The organism is Bacteroidota bacterium (assembly GCA_008933805.1).
Classification (GTDB): Bacteria; Bacteroidota; Bacteroidia; order UBA8524; family UBA8524; genus SB11.
Window position 1 is genome coordinate 159,827 of the sequence record WBUH01000005.1, and the last position, 16,944, is coordinate 176,770.

The window sequence follows — 16,944 nt, forward strand, 5'->3', positions numbered from 1 at the left end:
AATAATAGGGGTTTTCAAACCCCTGCCTTCTGAGTCGGCCCTTTTTTATTTTGGGTTACTGCTAAATAAATTTATGTACTCTTTAAATGCATATAATTTACCTCGTTGTGCGCTTTTTATTTCACTCAATATTCCACGTGTTTCAAAATCACTTAGAAGTTTATACGCCGTCACATTTGATTTACCTATTATCCCCTCAATTTCCTGTACAGTGATGATAGGTTTTTTGTACAAATACTCTATCACCTTTTTTGCATCACTACCTCTGCTACCTAACTTAGCCGCTTCAGCCTCCATGTTTTTTTGCAGTTGTAAAATAGCGTCAAACGTGGTAACCCCACTCTTAGCAGTTTCTATCACACCCGTTAAAAAAAATTTAAGCCATTGGTTTAAGTCATTGTGTGTTCTTACCCGGGTTAAATTATCGTAATACAGAATTCTATTGCGTTCAAAAAAATCCGACAAATACAAAATGGGACGTTTTAAAATCCCTTTACCCACCAAATACAGCGTAATAAGCAATCTACCCACCCTGCCGTTACCATCCAAAAAAGGATGTATAGTCTCAAACTGATAATGTATTAACGCCACCTTCAACAAATCGGGCAACGGATTTAACTCATCATTGGCAAACTTTTCAATATCTGACATTAACTCATCTATCGAAGTATGGACAGGCGGCACAAATACAGCATCATTTATAGTTGCTCCCCCTATCCAATTTTGGCTCTTGCGGTATTCACCGGGCATCTTGTGCTCCCCCCTAACCCCCTGCAACAATATTTTATGGGTTTGTTTAATAAGTCTTGAAGAAAATGGCAACCTGTGCAGCATATTCACAGCATCATTCATTGCCACTATATAATTCTGCACCTCTTCCCAATCGTCCCTCTTTTCAGAAGAAACTTCATCTTTACTCAAAAAAGCTTCTTCAACATTTGTTTGCGTACCCTCAATTTTTGATGATTGAGTAGCCTCTTTAGCAATGTGCATTTTAACAAACAAGTCTATATCAACGTACTCAGAGTACATATCCAGCCTGCCCAAATTTCTGTCGGCTTGACTCAGTAAAGACAGCACTTCCATATTGGGCAACTGCCAATCTCTGTTTATAAAATTGGGCTGAAAGCTTTTGTAGTAGCCTTGACTGATTAAGCTGCCTGCTATAAAGGTATTCATAATAATGTTGCCAAATCTTAAACAACAAGTCTCTATAGTTAAGATTTTTTAATAAAGTTTAATCAAAGATATATGTTATTTAAGAAAATGTCATTAAAACTTAAATTTAATTTTTTTTAGTTAAGAGGAACTTAATTTAACTAAAAAAGCAGGCTGTGAGCCTGCTTTTTTAGTTAAATTATATCGTGTTGCAACTTATGCAGTTTGTGAAGCCGGAGCATCCGCACCTATGGTAGTTTCTTCCCAAGCATCGTAATCCTTCTTCAACGAATCAAGCTTGGCAAGCGCTCCTTTAAATGCCCCTACTCCTAGCAGAAGATGCAAAGGCGGGTTTTCAACCTCTGTTACCTTGATAATAGCCTGCGCTGCACGAACAGGGTCACCGGGTTGGTTACCACTGTAGCCTCTTATCGTGTTTTTGTTTACCTCTGCCGTTTGTGCATAGTCATCAATCACAATCGCACTGTTTTTGGCTGAACGTCCGGCCCAATCAGTACGGAAGCCGCTCGGGGCAATTACCGTTACTTTAATACCCAACGGTGCAGTTTCTTTTGCCAATGCCTCTGATAAGCCGTCAACCGCAAACTTAGTAGCGTTGTAGTGGCCTAACGCTGGAAATCCAACCAAACCGCCAATAGAGGCTATATTAATAATATGACCGCTACGTTGGCTGCGCATAATAGGCAACACTTCTTTAGTCATGTTAGCTAAGCCAAAGTAGTTAATCTCAAACATACGACGTACTTCATCGTCCTCGCTTTCTTCTACAGCCCCAAAGTACCCTATGCCGGCATTGTTTACCAACACATCCACACGTCCGAATTTTTGTTTCACTTGCTCCACCGCTGATTTAATTTCATCAAGCTTGGTTACATCCAACTTCACCGCCAAAGCAGTTTCAGGGTAAGCCTCAACAATATCTTTCACATCATCCGTATTGCGTGAAGCCACTCCTACTTTATACCCTTGTTTCAGGGTAAGTTTTGCCAACTCGCGGCCAAAGCCTGTTGAGCATCCTGTTATTATCCAAACTTTGTTCATTGTTATTTCTATTTATTGTTTAAACAACGTTTATACTGCAACGGTTTTGCCAAAAACAAAAAAGCAGACACAAGGCCTGCTTTTTTACTGTTATATTTTTGTTAAACGATTACATCTCGCGGTTCACGTCCCATTGCTCAAGGTAATCAGCAACGCGGCGAACAAACATACCGCCCAAAGCACCATCCACTACACGGTGGTCGTAGCTGTGGCTTAGGTACATCATGTGGCGTATGGCAATTACATCGCCATACTCAGTTTCTACTACCGCAGGTTTTTTGCGGATAGCACCTGCTGCCATAATGGCTACTTGAGGCTGGTTGATAATGGGTGTCCCCATTACGTTACCAAAAGTACCAACGTTAGTCAAGGTATAAGTACCGCCTTGTATTTCGTCAGGGGTAAGTTTATTGTTACGGGCGCGGTTAGCAAGGTCATTCACATCCTTCACCAATCCCAATAGGTTTTTAGTGTCAGCGTTTTTAATTACCGGTACTATCAAATTACCGCTGGGTAGTGCAGCTGCCATACCAATATTAATAGCCTTACGGCGAATAAGATTAGTACCGTCAACTGATATATTTATCATCGGGAAATCCTTGATGGCTTTCGCAATGGCTTCAATCAGCATTGGAGTGAAGGTCAGCTTCTCGCCGTCACGTTTTTGGAAAACATCCTTCATTTTTTCTCTCCAACGCACCATATTGGTCACATCAGCCTCAACAAACGAAGTAACGTGCGGAGAAGTATGCTTGCTCATTACCATGTGGTCGGCAATCAGCTTACGCATACGATCCATTTCTATAATCTCATCGCCTGCGTTTAAGCTTACCGCGGGAGCAGTAATTTTAGGCTGGCTAACTTGGGCGGCAGGTTTTTCAACCACTTTCACCTCAGGTTGAGCAGCAGGAGTAGCTGCAGGAGCAACACCATTTTGACGTTGTTGAACGTATGCTAAAATATCTTTCTTAGTTACACGGCCTTCACTACCGGTACCGGGCAAGCCTTCAAGCTCAGCCATACTGATATTTTCACTACGGGCAATGTTTAATACCAACGGCGAGTAAAAACGGGCACCGCCTGCAACAGGGGCAACAGTTTCGCGCGCTTGTGTGATTGTATTTTGAACTGAAGCAACAGGTGTTGGTGCAGTTTCAACTGGTTTTTCAGCGGGTTGGCTGGCAGGGGCAGCAGGTTGTGCACCCGCGCCTTCAAGACCGATAATAGCAATGGGCTTGCCCACTTCTACTACATCGTTTACGTTGTATAGCTTCTTAAGTAGAACACCACCCTTAGGAGATGGTACTTCGCTATCAACTTTATCCGTTGCTATTTCAAGTACGCTTTCGTCGGCTTCAATTTTATCGCCTTCGTTCTTTAGCCAGTTAATAATAGTGGCTTCAGCAATACTCTCGCCCATTTTAGGCATTATCAGTTCAAATTCAGTCATAGTAAATTCTATACCCAATTACGCCGCAAAGAAACACAATCTTTGCCATTGCAACAACACAATTTAAGGCCGTATTGCCAACGCAATAAGTTCCTAAACTGCAGCAGAAAACACACTATCGCATAATCGTTTGAGCCCTGTCAGGTCCAACCGAGATGATGCCAATAGGCTTCTGAATAATTGTTTCAACGGCTTTTATGTAATCGCAGAAAGTTTGGGGTAGTTTATCGTAGTCAGTTATTTTAGTTAAGTCCTCTTGCCAGCCGGCATAAGCGGTGTAATGCGGGGTAACTTCCCCATCGTTATAGGTATGCGGCAGCTGCCTAGTAAGTTGTCCGTTCACAACATACTCAGTAGCCACGTTCACCTCGGGCAAGCCGCTTAATACGTCTGCCTTCATCATTATCAATTCATCTACACCATTCAACATGATGGCATAATTCAAAGCCACCAAATCCAACCAGCCTGTACGACGTGGACGGCCTGTAGTTGCACCGTACTCGTGGCCTTTATCTCGTAGCTCTTGTCCCAACGCATCATTCAATTCAGAAGGGAAAGGCCCGCTGCCCACACGGGTGCAGTAAGCTTTAAAAATACCGTACACCTTGTTGATGTGCTTAGGCGCAATACCCAAACCTACACAAGCACCACCACTAATAGTGTTGCTGCTGGTAACATAAGGGTAGGTACCAAAGTCAACATCCAGCATGCTGCCTTGTGCACCCTCGGCAAGTATTTTCTTGCCTTGGCTAATCAAGTCATTAATGAAATATTCACTATCCACCTGTTTAAACTGAGTAAGGTATTCTACCGCCTCAAAAAACTCAGCTTCAAGCGCATCCAAATCACACGCATAATTATAAAAATTAATCACCGCCATGTGCTTTTTCTTCACTTGCTCGTAACGACTTTTAAAGTCGCTGCTTTGCATATCACCCACACGCAATCCGTAACGTCCGTACTTATCTTGGTAAGTAGGGCTGATACCGCGCAGTGTACTGCCTATTTTCTGGTCGCCTTTAAAGCTTTCGCTGGCAGCATCCCACATACGGTGAGTGGGTAAAATCAAATGCGCCTTGCGCGATATGTATAAGCTGTCCTTTATGTTAGCTCCGGCAGCTATTGTTTTCTCAATTTCTTTACGCAACAAAATAGGGTCGATAACCACTCCGTTGCCGATAAGGTTGATACATCCCTCGTGGAACACGCCTGAAGGCAAAGTGTTCAACACGTGTTTCATCCCGTTTATTTCCAGCGAGTGCCCTGCATTTGGCCCACCCTGAAAACGAGCTACCACATCGTAGCGGGGAGTTAAAAAGTCAGCTATTTTTCCTTTTCCTTCATCGCCCCATTGCAGGCCCAATACTACATCTACCATCGTATGTAATCTATCTGTTTTAAGCGGTTTGTTCTTCTGGTTTAAAATTTTTGCTGCAAGCCGTGCAAGTGCCTGCATCGTCTAATTTTGGCGAACCAAACAAGTTTAGCGAGTGGCTGGTGATATCAAATTTCAGCAACTCACCCATCATACTCTGTATTTGCTGTATACGGGGGTCGCAAAATTCAATCACATTATTACAACGGTTACAAATCAGGTGGTCGTGCTGGCGGTAACCGAAGCTACGTTCAAACTGAGCCATGTTTTTACCAAACTGGTGCTTGGTAACAAGGCCGCAATCCAGCAACAAATCAAGCGTGTTATACACCGTAGCCCTGCTAACATGGTAGTTGCGGTTCTTCATCTGTATGTATAACGACTCAACATCAAAATGCTCCTTTTTGCTGTATATCTCATCCAATATAGCATAACGTTCGGGCGTTTTGCGCTGCTTCTTTTGCTCAAGGTAATCTGTAAATATTTTACGTACTTCCTCTGGGGCAGTTTGTCGGCTCATTGTACTCACCTAAAATAAAAGGCAAAGGTATCACTTTTAAAATTTATCGGTTTGAAGATTTGAGGATTTGTGGATTAGTATTTAATTATCAATAACTTGATTTATATTTATCTGTTCATCAAACTTGAAACATTAAACTAAAAACTCTTGACTTATTTGGCAAACAATTTGATGTTTAAACATTGATTTAGTATCTTTGAGTAAATTATATCGGGATGAAACGCTCGGACTTTATAAAAACAGTAGGACTTGTTATGGCAACCACCCCTTTGATGGGCCTGAAAGATTGGCACAAAATAACTGAGAATGCAGAACCCACCGCAAAAGCACCGCTTTTGTTCATAGGGCATGGCAATCCAATGAATGCCTTGTATAACAATACTTTTACCCAAACCCTAACTAAACTGGGCCAAACGGTTGAAAAACCCAAAGCAATATTGGTGGTTTCTGCCCATTGGCTCACCAACGGAACATGGGTAGCCACTACTGCAAAGCCTGAAACCATCCACGATTTCGGAGGATTCCCCCAAGCCTTGTTTGATGTGCAATACCCTGCACCTGGCTCTCCAACGTTTGCTACAGAAACACAAACGCTATTAAAAGATAAAACCACAGTTCAAGCGGATACAAGTTGGGGACTTGATCATGGTGCCTGGACTGTTCTAAAACACATATACCCCAATGCCGATGTACCCGTTTTTCAATTAAGTATTGATTACTCAAAGCCTCCCCAATACCACTACGACTTAGCAAAATACTTAGCTAAACTAAGGGACAAAGGGGTAATGATTTTGGGCAGTGGCAACATTGTACACAATTTGGGCCGTATAGATTGGAACAACCCCAACACGGGCTATGACTGGACTATTGAGTTTGACGAGGCGGTAAAAAAACATATTAATGATGGTAACCACCAGCCTTTGATTGATTACATCACCCTTACTAAAGGAGCTAATTTGGCCGTACCCACTAACGACCATTATTTGCCTTTGCTATATACATTGGCCTTGCAGGATGCAAAAGAAAAGCCCTCGCATATATACGAGGGCAATGAAATGGGTAGCATTAGTATGCGTAGTGTATTGTTTAGCTAAACTATACTACTACCGACTGGTCTTCTATCACTTTTACTTTTTGTTGGGCACTACGGATATCAGCCTCAGTTACAAACACCTTCAAAGGTTCAGGGCTGTGCTGGCGGGCAATAATTTGGGTACTACCGATTTGTGGCGCACTGATTTGGGGTGCTGAAACCGAAGGTGCTGAAGGTGCTCCTCCCCCGCCACCAATACTTCCTCCACTTGACAATACCTTATGAGCTTGTGCCACTGCTGAGGCTATTTGGGCGGATATGGCCGCAAATTTTGCAATACCGGCAATACCCCCTGTAGCAACGTTATCAGGTGTCGGCGCATTAGTATTGGAAATGGCACTACTTATCGCCTTTGCGGAATCAATGCCGATTTTTACTAAGGTTATTGCCTTCTCAATATCGTTTTGAGTCTTGGCATTCTTAATCAGGTTTTTATTAACGGTATCAATTACATCCAATCCATCTTTAGCAGCCTTTTCTGCAAACTCCCACTTCGCCTTGGTAATTGCTTTCTCGCGTTCAATTTGGGCAAGAAGTCGGGCATTCTTTTCTTCTTCAATAGCAGTGTCTAGTTCATTCTCTGCCTCCTGTTGTTGAACTTTTAATGATGCCTCATCTTCGATTTTCTGAGCCCGTAATGCTTTTTCAATGGCATCGTACTCTTCAACGCTCAGTTGGTTATTGGTTTTCTTTTCCAACTCGGCAGCAAGCAGCTCATCATAATGCGTTTGTAAATCTGCCTTTTGCTGTGCGTAGAAATCCTGAGTAAGGCTTTGCTTACGTCTAAGAGCTTCCTCCTCAGTAATCTCCTTATCTTTCAAACTCTTCTCCAGCAGCTTAAACTCGTTCTCAAGGCTTTTCCGTTTATTTTCCTCGTTACGTTTTACCCACTTCTCATTTGCCTCTAAAACCGCCTTCTGTCTTTCTTCTCGCTCCTTTTGCTCTTTTGCATCCCACTCTTTGTTAATGTCATTTACCCGCTTTTCATGCAGTTTTTTCAACTCTTCAAGAGCGTTAGTATTGTCCTTGTAGCGTTCCTTTTCCCCAGCATATTTCAACTCTTCCTCTGCCAACTCTTTCTTCCTGCCTTCCTCCATATTAGCTAATCGGAGTTGCTCATAATCCTGCTCTTGCTTTGCCTTGCTTTTGGCTGATTCTATGTCAATATTTTTTAAGCTGAGTTCAAATCCAGCCTTTTGGTTTTCAAACTCCAGTAGCTTTTCCTTAGACGCATCTATAGCCTCTTGACCCTTTTTCTCTACTTCTTCTGGATTAAAAAACTGTGAAGCAGCAAAATCCGCTAGTTTCTCACGCAAGTTTAACTCTTTGTCAAACAAACTCGCTATCTTATCAACAGCAGCCAACACAGGTGATAAGCCTATCAAAACAAACTCCAATACACTTTTTAAGATTCTTTTATTTCGTGTTTCTGCTTCAATTTGAGCCGCTAATACCTTTTCTTGGTTTTCAATGTCTGCTTTACCTGTACTAATTACAACCCCTAATTGCTCTATCTTAGTTTTAAGTATAGCCCGCTCACTTTTCCCTTTTTGTCTTTCAATATTCTCTTGACCTTCAAGGCTAGTAAAGGTTTTCTGAGCATTATCATACAGCTTTGTGCCGGTTTTTAAATTCTCTTTTTGCTCTGAACTAACTCCGCTTATAGAATTTTTAATCTTGTCCCAATAAGAAGCTAAAGTGGCTACTGCTGTAATAATAATCCCAATAACATTTGCCGACATCACTTTATTAAGCACCTTAAAGCTACCCGTAGCGCCTACCAATGAACCTGAAAGTTTTTGATTAGCATCGCTTCCCTTTTGAGAAGAACTTACCGACTCTTTATGTAAAGCATTTGATAGCTTCTGAATAGAGTTTTGTATGGCTTGAATTTTTGATAAATTACCAATAATTTGTGAAAGTCGACCTGTTTCCAAACTAAACAATTCTGCGGCAGCTTTGGCACCTTCAAATCCAGTCTTAACATTTTCGCCAACATATATCATTTTGTCAACATTGGGTGTCAATGAACCAAGTTCATTTATTAACTTATTAGTTTGAGCAATCTTCCTATTGTACTCTCCAACTTTAATAGCTGCTTTGTTAAATTCTTCGGAACCAATCTCTTGATTTTTCAAAACAACATTTAAATCTTCAATAGAATAGTTCAGGTCAGCTAAACTGCCACTAAGCAAAATAATATCCTTTACTGATTTAGCAGACTTTTCAACATCTACTAATGCTCTCTCGTAAAGCATAATTTTGTCATTGGCAGTGCTAATGCTTTTACCTAAACTCAAAAAAGCTTCTGAACCAATATCAGCTTTACTAACTTGTTCTTTCAATAAATCCAGCCAAATTTTCAAATCCCTTAGATTTGATTCTGCTAATTCAGTATTTATATCGAAATTAAACTTAAAATCCTTTTCCATAAAACAATGCTTTATTAATTAATTTAATTTAAACCACTTTTCCCCGTTGCTCACTATTACAACTTTATCGTACTGTGAAGTCAGGCTGTATGATGCAGCCCCATTGATAAGCTCGCTTTCAAACCCATCGATATAAATAATATCACTTGAACTGTCGGTTTTTATAATTTCAAATATTTTACCGTTACGGTTTTGAGCTGTGGGTAAATTCACGGTAATCTCTCCATCGGTTGCATCACAAAACAACGTTCGGACAGCATCCGTAAGCGTGTAGGGAGAATCATCGTTCACGATAGAAACAGCATCCCCCATCAACGCGGTAAAATACTTTTGGTTATTGATGTACAATACCCCGGGCTCAGTAACGGTGATGCCGCTACTGTTAATCAGTGTTACGTCTTGCAGCCCTGCCGAAATAAAATTACCCCCGCCGCCAAGCACTGTTATTCGCTCACTGCCGCTTAATACATTGTTATTAGTACCTGTAAGTAGCACCGAAGCAGAGGTGGTATCAATGGTATTAAACCAACCGGTAACTACCCGTGGTCCGTTATCAGGAGTGCCGGCAGGTGCAGCAGTGCCGCCTATTGTAGGTATTGTGTAGGTAGTTTCATTGGTTCCGAAAGTACCGCGCCCGCCATTAACCCTTGTACGGTTTTGCAATGGAGCATCAAACTCAAGTACTTTAATAAACTGGCACTTGGTAACTTTATTAAAAACAGGGTCGTAATTCTCAACTTTTAATAATCGGTAATACGCATCTTTAATAAAATAATATTTACGAAAGGACAGACTGTTAATATCAGCGGGTGTAAGATAAAACCAGCCTTCCACCAGTTTACTGTTAACGTCGGTTATCTCCTTAATTTGTGCATACCAATACCTTGTGTATAGGTTTTGGTTAGTGTATTCAAACAAGCGTTCTGATGTAGATTGATAATACACTTCAAACGGCGGGGCAAAACTCAGGTCAAATGTGCTTGAGTAGGGGTCGTCCAAATGACCGCTGTAAGGGTATTCATCAAATGGATAAGGACTAAAACCTGATGCATCAAATTGCCAACGTTCACACTCCTTTAACCCTCCGTAATACAGCAGGCGTATTTTACTTGCTTTTGAGGTAACAGGGGTTTTGTTGTCAGAAAAAGCTATGTAAGGCAAAACCCTTGAGTTAGGGTCGTTCAGCTCCTTAAACAAAGGTGTTGGGGCAAAAATTATCTCTATTTTTTTGGTGCTTTTTACAAAATCATTGTCAATTTTCAGCTTGTAGTCGCCATACGTGCGGTCAAAATTATTTTTATAGGTTTTATTCAATAAATCCCCGTCATCAGCATATTTAAAATAATATTGCCCTGCATCTAATGCCGACATCGGACTAATTGTGAACTCCTTACTTATATCCAATTTATCGGTCCAGTCAGTAGACTGTCCGGTATAATAATCTGCCCTTGGTTCAATAATTAAATCCTTTTCTTTATCAGCGTTAGGTTCGGTATATAAATTAAAAGCCTTAATGATAGAGCCTAAAAAGTCACGTTGCTTAATCCCTGTCGGGATGCAAGAGTTAAGCGAAACTTCCTCCCCTTCGCTTACCTTAGCACTTGATACTCCATTGGCAAAAAAAGTATTAGAAGTGGCTGCTGTAATTAGCTTATAACCGGGTCGTTTCTCTGATAAATATTTATATCCGTTATTAAGTACCAAATAATCCAGCCGTATCGGGGCAACAAAAATTTGTTCGCCTTCTTTAATAGTTACCTCGTTTGATTGTAAAACCGCCGTTTTTTGGATACTGGTGATATTATGACCCACCGATACAGGGTGTGTTTGTGGTGCAAAATATACGTTTGAGTTTACTGAACATAAGTGTTTATCAACTCCGGATACCCTGTGAACAATACTTAAAACAATATTAAAGTCGTTGTAATTATAATTATAGGTGGTAAAAGAGGTATTACGCACCTTACAATCAACGCTGGCTTTAAACTTATATTTACCTGTTTTATTGCATGTAAATATTCCCGTAGTATTATCGTATTGAAATGAATTATCAAAATAGGGACTGCCGCTGTCGATATCAAAAATTATCGGCGAAACTCCCGAAAAAGAACCCGGGTCAGGAAGGAAATCAGTAGTTAATTCTGCTGAAAGTCCTGCGTAAAACAATCGGCTTTCAACTTCATCTTTGCTTAATAAAAACTGCTCGCTATTAAACGGTACAATCAGCCGCTTAAAAAATTCAGAATTAAAAAAATTACTGGTATAGGTAAATCCCGCCTTTTCAAAAATCTTATCAAGGTATTGTTTCACGTATATGGCAGGCCTAAACTGCTCAACACCCCAATGATCTTCGGCTGTGCCGGGGGTATATCGTTTTTGGTAGCCGTAATCAACCATCGGATACACATATCCTTTACCCAACGCAAACGGAACTGTTACACCATCCTCATAAATTTGGGTTTCCCAAGAGTCAGCAATATTTCCACGGCTATAAATGTGGTCAAACTCACTCATGTCAAGGTCGGTCAATTCACCTTTTACCACATTGCCCAAACTGTCTTTTTGATTATCAATGCTGGCAAACAAATTGCCTACCTCACCGTAACAAACAATTTTATATTCAATCTTATTACCCTGCTCCACCACAATGTCCTTCAACTGGCAATAGCCTTTTAATTGGGTCAGGCTGTCAATAAAAATAATAACGGGGGCTTTTTTATTGGGGTTAAAGTGTTTCACTGCCTGTCCCGTGTCAGGCTCACTTAAATCCACATTCACATCAAAAAGGTACCCGAACAACAGATCATTGTTTGTGCTGCCGGGTATTTCAATCGTAAGAGTACGGTCGGTTTTTCGTTGCTCAGGGTTTTGTATGTCCACCAACTGCTTGGTAATATTCAAACTCACCTCTTTCAGCAAATCAATCTGTGTACTATTAATAACTATTTGTGTTCTCATAAACGTTGGCGGTAATTAGGTTGTGCTAATTGAATAGTAAGATTTAGGCTAAACAGCTTTTTGTTGGCATACTTTTTTACCTCGTAACTATCTTCAGTTATAGTTACTGCAACCGTTTTCTTTGGGTCTGACGGATCAATTTGCCAATACACGGCCGGACTACCTGCCAGCTCTTGCAGCCAAACACTTTCTTCCTCCGTTATCCAGCCTGTATTTATTGAGTATTGCTCCGTTTCAACAGTATCAAAGTTTACTGTACCCCGTGCATACGAGTTATTTGTCCAAGCCATCGTATCCAAATCTGTATAGCCTGTAAACTTTTGGTAACCGCTGCGCTTAAACTGTGTAGTTTGCTTATGGCTGCCCGTAAACGTATAGCTGTCAAACCGTCCTAAACGGTTCAGAAAGTGCAACCTGAATAACTGATGGCGACCACAATCCCTATCTACCACAAACGTGAAAGTCTCGCTAACTGGGCTGTTATCGCTTGCTAAAAAAACCACCGTGTAGCGTACCACCTCACTGGTAATGATACTGCCGCCCAAATTGTATGGGCCGCACATAAAATCAAGCGAGTAGCTGATGCCTTGGTCGCTGCCTGAATACAACGTATGAGTAACTGTATAGGCATTAATCACTCCGCCCGCTGCATTGTATGTAGTTACCAACGCTTTAGACACCTGTTTACCAATAGAGATATGGCTCAGCGATGCGGCCTCATCCTCCCTTATTTTTAATGTGCGAGGCGAGTTTGTAAGCAGTCTCCTTTGTGTACCGCTTAACAAATCATAGTCGGTATAATCAAAGTCAATCCAATCAAGGTATTTCAACGCTGCATTAAATGCGTACCCCGAAGCCGAAACCATACCGCTGGCAATAGGAAGGTTGTTTATTTCTTCGGTAAACTCAACCTTATAATCAGCCATTGTACCCCTTGCCACCTTAAATCCTGTTGCACCTTTAGCAAGATTTTCAATTACAGGATTGTAGCGGGGTTCAAGCATACGGTGCACATCCGCTTGTATGTAGTTACCGTGCGGCCACTTATCATATTTAAGTGTTTTTTTCAGCGTGCCTGCATGGTACACCTTAACTACCATTTTAAAATATTGGGTGGCCGCCAACGTGCTGCCCACAATAAACATCATATCATTGTACACAGGGGTGAGTGCCTGCGGACGGTTGTGAAGTGTAATTGCCATAAAATTTTTTCTTTTTAGTTTGATTTGAAAAAATTTGTTCGCGGCGAGTGACTCAAAGACTATATATTATACTTATGAAATTCTGGCCTCAAAAAAAGTTTGTTATAGAAAGTGAATTATCTACTGGTGAGATAAAAGAGCGATTAAGAAAAGTAACTCATGAAGTAAAACCACAACGGATATTCCCCCGCAGGATCTTTAAAAAAACAACAGAGAATTTTGAAGGTGAAATTGAGTATGACCGATTCGTAATAACGCCGGTGTATTATATCATCAATGGTTTTTTCGACCATAGCGACAGAGGTTACATTGTTCTCGAAGGCGAAATCAAGGCTTCAACCGATGGTAGCATAATAAACGTAACCACACAATTCAGTTACGGCATAAAACTATTTCTGCGAATAATGTACATATTAGTGGCTTTTATATTGGTTGCTTCACAATGGGCAGACCAAAAAAACGGTGCAAAAACATCCTTGCAAATGCTTGGTACAATATTGGGTATCATTCCATCGCTCGGTTTGTTTTTTATGCTGCTACGCCTTACAAAAAAGAGTAAAGCTGCTTTTACCATGCTCTTTAAATAAATTCCTCATAGATAACAGCCTAGCCTCTCTTTTCACTTATCTAATTAATAGAAAAGATTCCATCCCCTTTGCAGAAACAATCCCCGCTGTTTCCAATTAACAGCCGATGAACATAGCAAAAAATTGGAACCAGATTTCTATAGGGCAGTTTCAGCAAATAAATGCCGCCATTAAAAACTACCCTGATAATGCCATCACCCAAGCGGTTTGGATACTTAGCGCACTCACCGAAAATACCCGAGATGAGTTGCTTGCCCTTGATTTTACAAAAGATTTTAAACCCCTGATGCGTCAACTGGATTGGATACACAGTACCGCCCTACCCACCCAATTACCCAAACAGTTTGAATTGGAAGGCGAAAACTACCAATTGGTGTATGATATGAAACAGCGTACCACCGGACAGTTTGTCGATTTGGCTCATTTCACAGCCGACCCTGAGCAAATCATTCCCAACCTGCATTTCATACTTGCAGTGCTGTGCATACCTGTAGGTCAAAAGAACCATGCCGATGGCTTTGAACAACGGGCAAAGCTGTTTCAGCAAAAGCTAAGCATAGCCATCGCATACCCAATTGCCACTTTTTTTTTGAAGCTTTGGGTCGACTCGTTGCCGCATATCCTAACTTATTTGGAACAACAAGCCGCCCCGAAGAAGAAGTGGTGGATGAAGATAATTGGTTCACTGCGCGCTACGGGTGGCTGGCTACGATTGATTCGGTTGCGGAAAACCGCACCCAATGGGACTTCTACCTGATGATGCCCATTGTTGAGTTCTTAAACTACCTATGCTTTTTAAAAGACAAAAACGAATACCAAAGCACCCAAAAGCATGAGCAATATTAATCAGCTACTTCGCCAAGCGTTTGAAGAGTTTGCAACCACTATTGAAACCGAGGCTCATAAAATATTGGCCGACGAGGGATTAGAAAAGGTGATACCCCAAACTGAAATCACCGATACTGCATTTGGAGTGAGTTATGAGTTTAGCCTTAGCGGACTTAACCCTTACATTGAATATGGCGTGAAAGGGGTTTTTTATACCCGCAAAGGGGCTGAAAACAGCCCCTTTCAATACAAACATTTAGGGCCATCGGAAAAAATGATTGACAATATCTTCTCATGGACATTGAAGAAAGGAATATTCGCCAAGCCTAAGAAGGCATCCCTTAAAAACAAACAGCCGAAAGAAGAAACAAGTAAAACAATTTACGACCGACAAATTGCATTAACGTTTGCCATAGCCCGAAATGTAAAAAAGCGGGGAATAGCACCCAAAGGGGTATTAACACAATTATTTACCGAAGAACGATTAAAAGAATTGTCTGAAAAAGTATCTGATATTGTCTGCAGAGAAATTACCATCCAAGTAGCAAAACTGTAACTTTTGCATTTTCTGCAAAACATAATACTTGCAGTGGCAAATTTTACCAATTAATGTCGTCCACCGCTCCATAGTTTTGAAATACAAACTATGAAAACCATTTACTTATTGATTGGGGCGGCCGTCTTTGCCTCTTGCTCACCTACTTCGCACGTACCAACAATGCCAAGCGAACCTAATTTTACAGGCGCATTGCAGGCACAAGCAACAGGCGGGGTAGCTACAGACCACATTGAATTACAAGGTGCTGTCTCTGTTCTACCCTTTTTAGGTGTTACTTACGATTATTATTGGGGTACAAAAGGTATAAACCAACAGGAATATGGAGCTAATTTATTTTTCCCGGTAAACAACCAAAAAACGTGGTTTATTTCTTTTTCGGCAGGAAAGGGGAATGGTATTTTTAATGGGGATTACAAAACAAGCAGTGCATTAGTAGGTGCAGAAAAAAGTTATGCAATTGATACAAAATTCAATTCTGAATATCTCCAAGCATCCACTTATTATGTCGATAAAAGCAATACTGATGTAATAGTAAAATACTCAATAGCTTTTAAACAGGAAAACATTAGTTATGATAGATTTAAGGTTGCTTATCGTAGTAGGTCCGGTCAAAGCTATTACACCTACAACATTCTCAGCGAAGCCGAAAACGCCCGAACAACAATAAAAACTGCCTTCATCGGAGTAACAGTAGAGCCAAAAAAGAGGCCGCTTATCATGCAATTTCAATTAGGTGTAAGGGACGTTACACGAGGATTTAAAACCACAATCACAGCGATGAGTGGAGGCACAAGTATTAAATCTGGTATTGATATTCTTAACGCACAACTACACCCGCTTTTCGAACCCTTTATGTTCAATATGACCGTTGGTTTTAAGCTTGATTATTTCAAACACCGTACTAAAAAGAGAATATGAAACCTATTTACCTGATTTTAATTAGCCTACTTATTACCTCGTGCGGAATTAAGAGAAATACTTTCATCGCCCTTTTGCCCAATAACCCGATGTTTACTGAAAAGGGCGACGTTACTTTCAATTCAGCAGCATCGCCCACGCATATAGAGTTTCAAGGCAGTTGTGCAATCACCAACCATTTAGATATCACCGTAGGGCGGTTTTATGGCGGCAGTCCCCGAAAAAGCGATGAAATAGGAATTAATGCTTACTCCAGAGTTTATAAATCCCTGTACTTTTCAACGGGATTCGGCTGGGGGAAAACCGCAATTAATAATAAACATGAAAGTGCTTTTATAAGCAATGAAAACATTAACGTTAGAGTAAATTACAACACACTCTTTGTACAACCTTCACTATACTTAGTACTACAGGATGAGGACATGGATGCCGCAACACGGGTTGGCATCTCGTTCAAATACGGAATAAACACCCTAAATGATTATTATTACTACACTTTTGAAAACGAATGGCACTCAAGCCGATTGAGTGAAGAAACTATTATTACTGCCGATAGGCAACGGTTTTTCAGTGTCAGCCCATTGCTGTCGGTAGAAAGGAGTATCGGCAATTTCACCGTTGGCATACACACAGGTCTTGCGCTAACTTCATCATTCAAGGCAAGGTATCAATACCATACGCCAAACTCGTCGTGGAACAATCGCGACTATTTTATACAAGAAGACTTATACTACATGCCTTTTGTTTTTAGTGGTTTTATCGGCATCCGCTTATAAAACAAAAACCCCTCACCCGTATTGCA

Annotated in this window: 14 protein-coding genes; 6 read left to right on the top strand and 8 right to left on the bottom strand. The window is 40.9% G+C overall.

From position 1 onward, the window contains the following. Positions 1-45: 45 nt before the first annotated feature. From F9K23_07025 to F9K23_07045, 5 genes are all read right to left on the bottom strand, one after another. Positions 46-1,179 (bottom strand): Fic family protein, encoded by a 1,134-nt coding sequence (locus F9K23_07025; protein ID KAB2916947.1) that lies wholly within the window; start codon positions 1,177-1,179, stop codon positions 46-48. Positions 1,180-1,374: 195 nt separating this feature from the next. Next, positions 1,375-2,220 (bottom strand): oxidoreductase, encoded by an 846-nt coding sequence (locus F9K23_07030; GenBank protein KAB2916948.1) that lies wholly within the window; start codon positions 2,218-2,220, stop codon positions 1,375-1,377. 109 nt (positions 2,221-2,329) lie between these two features. Next, positions 2,330-3,670 (bottom strand): 2-oxo acid dehydrogenase subunit E2, encoded by a 1,341-nt coding sequence (locus F9K23_07035; protein KAB2916949.1) that lies wholly within the window; start codon positions 3,668-3,670, stop codon positions 2,330-2,332. 115 nt (positions 3,671-3,785) lie between these two features. Continuing rightward, positions 3,786-5,048, bottom strand: a complete 1,263-nt coding sequence (locus F9K23_07040; GenBank protein ID KAB2916950.1) for an adenylosuccinate synthase — start codon at positions 5,046-5,048, stop codon at positions 3,786-3,788. A gap of 19 nt (positions 5,049-5,067) precedes the next feature. Beyond that, positions 5,068-5,565 carry a transcriptional repressor gene (locus F9K23_07045; protein ID KAB2916951.1) on the bottom strand — a complete coding sequence of 166 codons (498 nt, stop codon included), beginning with the start codon at positions 5,563-5,565 and terminating at the stop codon, positions 5,068-5,070. A 215-nt stretch (positions 5,566-5,780) separates the two neighbouring features. On the opposite strand from F9K23_07045, the gene ygiD reads away from it, so the two are divergent. Beyond that, positions 5,781-6,659 (top strand): 4,5-DOPA dioxygenase extradiol, encoded by an 879-nt coding sequence (gene ygiD, locus F9K23_07050; GenBank protein KAB2916952.1) that lies wholly within the window; start codon positions 5,781-5,783, stop codon positions 6,657-6,659. 1 nt (position 6,660) lies between these two features. Here the strand turns inward: ygiD and F9K23_07055 are convergent, their stop codons facing one another. The 3 genes from F9K23_07055 to F9K23_07065 are packed head-to-tail and all read right to left on the bottom strand — an operon-like array spanning position 6,661 to position 13,250. Further along, a complete protein-coding gene (locus F9K23_07055; GenBank protein KAB2916953.1) occupies positions 6,661-9,090 on the bottom strand; it encodes a hypothetical protein in 2,430 nt (809 codons plus the stop codon). Positions 9,091-9,108: 18 nt separating this feature from the next. Next, a complete protein-coding gene (locus F9K23_07060; GenBank protein KAB2916954.1) occupies positions 9,109-12,048 on the bottom strand; it encodes a hypothetical protein in 2,940 nt (979 codons plus the stop codon). Next, on the bottom strand, positions 12,045-13,250 hold the full coding sequence (locus F9K23_07065) for a hypothetical protein (protein KAB2916955.1): 1,206 nt from the start codon (positions 13,248-13,250) through the stop codon (positions 12,045-12,047). The genes F9K23_07060 and F9K23_07065 overlap by 4 nt, the downstream gene beginning before the upstream one ends. A 74-nt stretch (positions 13,251-13,324) precedes the next feature. Here F9K23_07065 and F9K23_07070 point away from each other — a divergent pair, with 74 nt between their 5' ends. From F9K23_07070 to F9K23_07090, 5 genes are all read left to right on the top strand, one after another. Further along, the gene (locus F9K23_07070; protein KAB2916956.1) at positions 13,325-13,837 is read left to right on the top strand and encodes a hypothetical protein; all 513 of its coding nucleotides are present in this window, start codon (positions 13,325-13,327) and stop codon (positions 13,835-13,837) included. 106 nt (positions 13,838-13,943) lie between these two features. Next, a complete protein-coding gene (locus tag F9K23_07075) occupies positions 13,944-14,594 on the top strand; it encodes a hypothetical protein (GenBank protein KAB2916957.1) in 651 nt (216 codons plus the stop codon). Positions 14,595-14,669: 75 nt separating this feature from the next. After that, positions 14,670-15,221, top strand: a complete 552-nt coding sequence (locus F9K23_07080) for a hypothetical protein (GenBank protein ID KAB2916958.1) — start codon at positions 14,670-14,672, stop codon at positions 15,219-15,221. Between the two features lie 90 nt (positions 15,222-15,311). Further along, a complete protein-coding gene (locus F9K23_07085) occupies positions 15,312-16,142 on the top strand; it encodes a hypothetical protein (GenBank protein ID KAB2916959.1) in 831 nt (276 codons plus the stop codon). Beyond that, a complete protein-coding gene (locus tag F9K23_07090) occupies positions 16,139-16,918 on the top strand; it encodes a hypothetical protein (GenBank protein KAB2916960.1) in 780 nt (259 codons plus the stop codon). Before F9K23_07085 ends, F9K23_07090 begins: the two co-directional genes overlap by 4 nt. The last annotated feature ends 26 nt before the right edge of the window (positions 16,919-16,944 follow it).

Coding starts and splice junctions, on each gene's coding strand:
- F9K23_07045 (KAB2916951.1), bottom strand. CDS start 5,565: ATGAGCCGACAAACTGCCCCAGAGGAAGTACGTAAAATATTTACAGAT.
- F9K23_07090 (KAB2916960.1), top strand. CDS start 16,139: ATGAAACCTATTTACCTGATTTTAATTAGCCTACTTATTACCTCGTGC.
- F9K23_07040 (KAB2916950.1), bottom strand. CDS start 5,048: ATGGTAGATGTAGTATTGGGCCTGCAATGGGGCGATGAAGGAAAAGGA.
- F9K23_07035 (KAB2916949.1), bottom strand. CDS start 3,670: ATGACTGAATTTGAACTGATAATGCCTAAAATGGGCGAGAGTATTGCT.
- F9K23_07060 (KAB2916954.1), bottom strand. CDS start 12,048: ATGAGAACACAAATAGTTATTAATAGTACACAGATTGATTTGCTGAAA.
- ygiD (KAB2916952.1), top strand. CDS start 5,781: ATGAAACGCTCGGACTTTATAAAAACAGTAGGACTTGTTATGGCAACC.
- F9K23_07080 (KAB2916958.1), top strand. CDS start 14,670: ATGAGCAATATTAATCAGCTACTTCGCCAAGCGTTTGAAGAGTTTGCA.
- F9K23_07085 (KAB2916959.1), top strand. CDS start 15,312: ATGAAAACCATTTACTTATTGATTGGGGCGGCCGTCTTTGCCTCTTGC.
- F9K23_07025 (KAB2916947.1), bottom strand. CDS start 1,179: ATGAATACCTTTATAGCAGGCAGCTTAATCAGTCAAGGCTACTACAAA.
- F9K23_07030 (KAB2916948.1), bottom strand. CDS start 2,220: ATGAACAAAGTTTGGATAATAACAGGATGCTCAACAGGCTTTGGCCGC.
- F9K23_07070 (KAB2916956.1), top strand. CDS start 13,325: ATGAAATTCTGGCCTCAAAAAAAGTTTGTTATAGAAAGTGAATTATCT.
- F9K23_07065 (KAB2916955.1), bottom strand. CDS start 13,250: ATGGCAATTACACTTCACAACCGTCCGCAGGCACTCACCCCTGTGTAC.
- F9K23_07075 (KAB2916957.1), top strand. CDS start 13,944: ATGAACATAGCAAAAAATTGGAACCAGATTTCTATAGGGCAGTTTCAG.
- F9K23_07055 (KAB2916953.1), bottom strand. CDS start 9,090: ATGGAAAAGGATTTTAAGTTTAATTTCGATATAAATACTGAATTAGCA.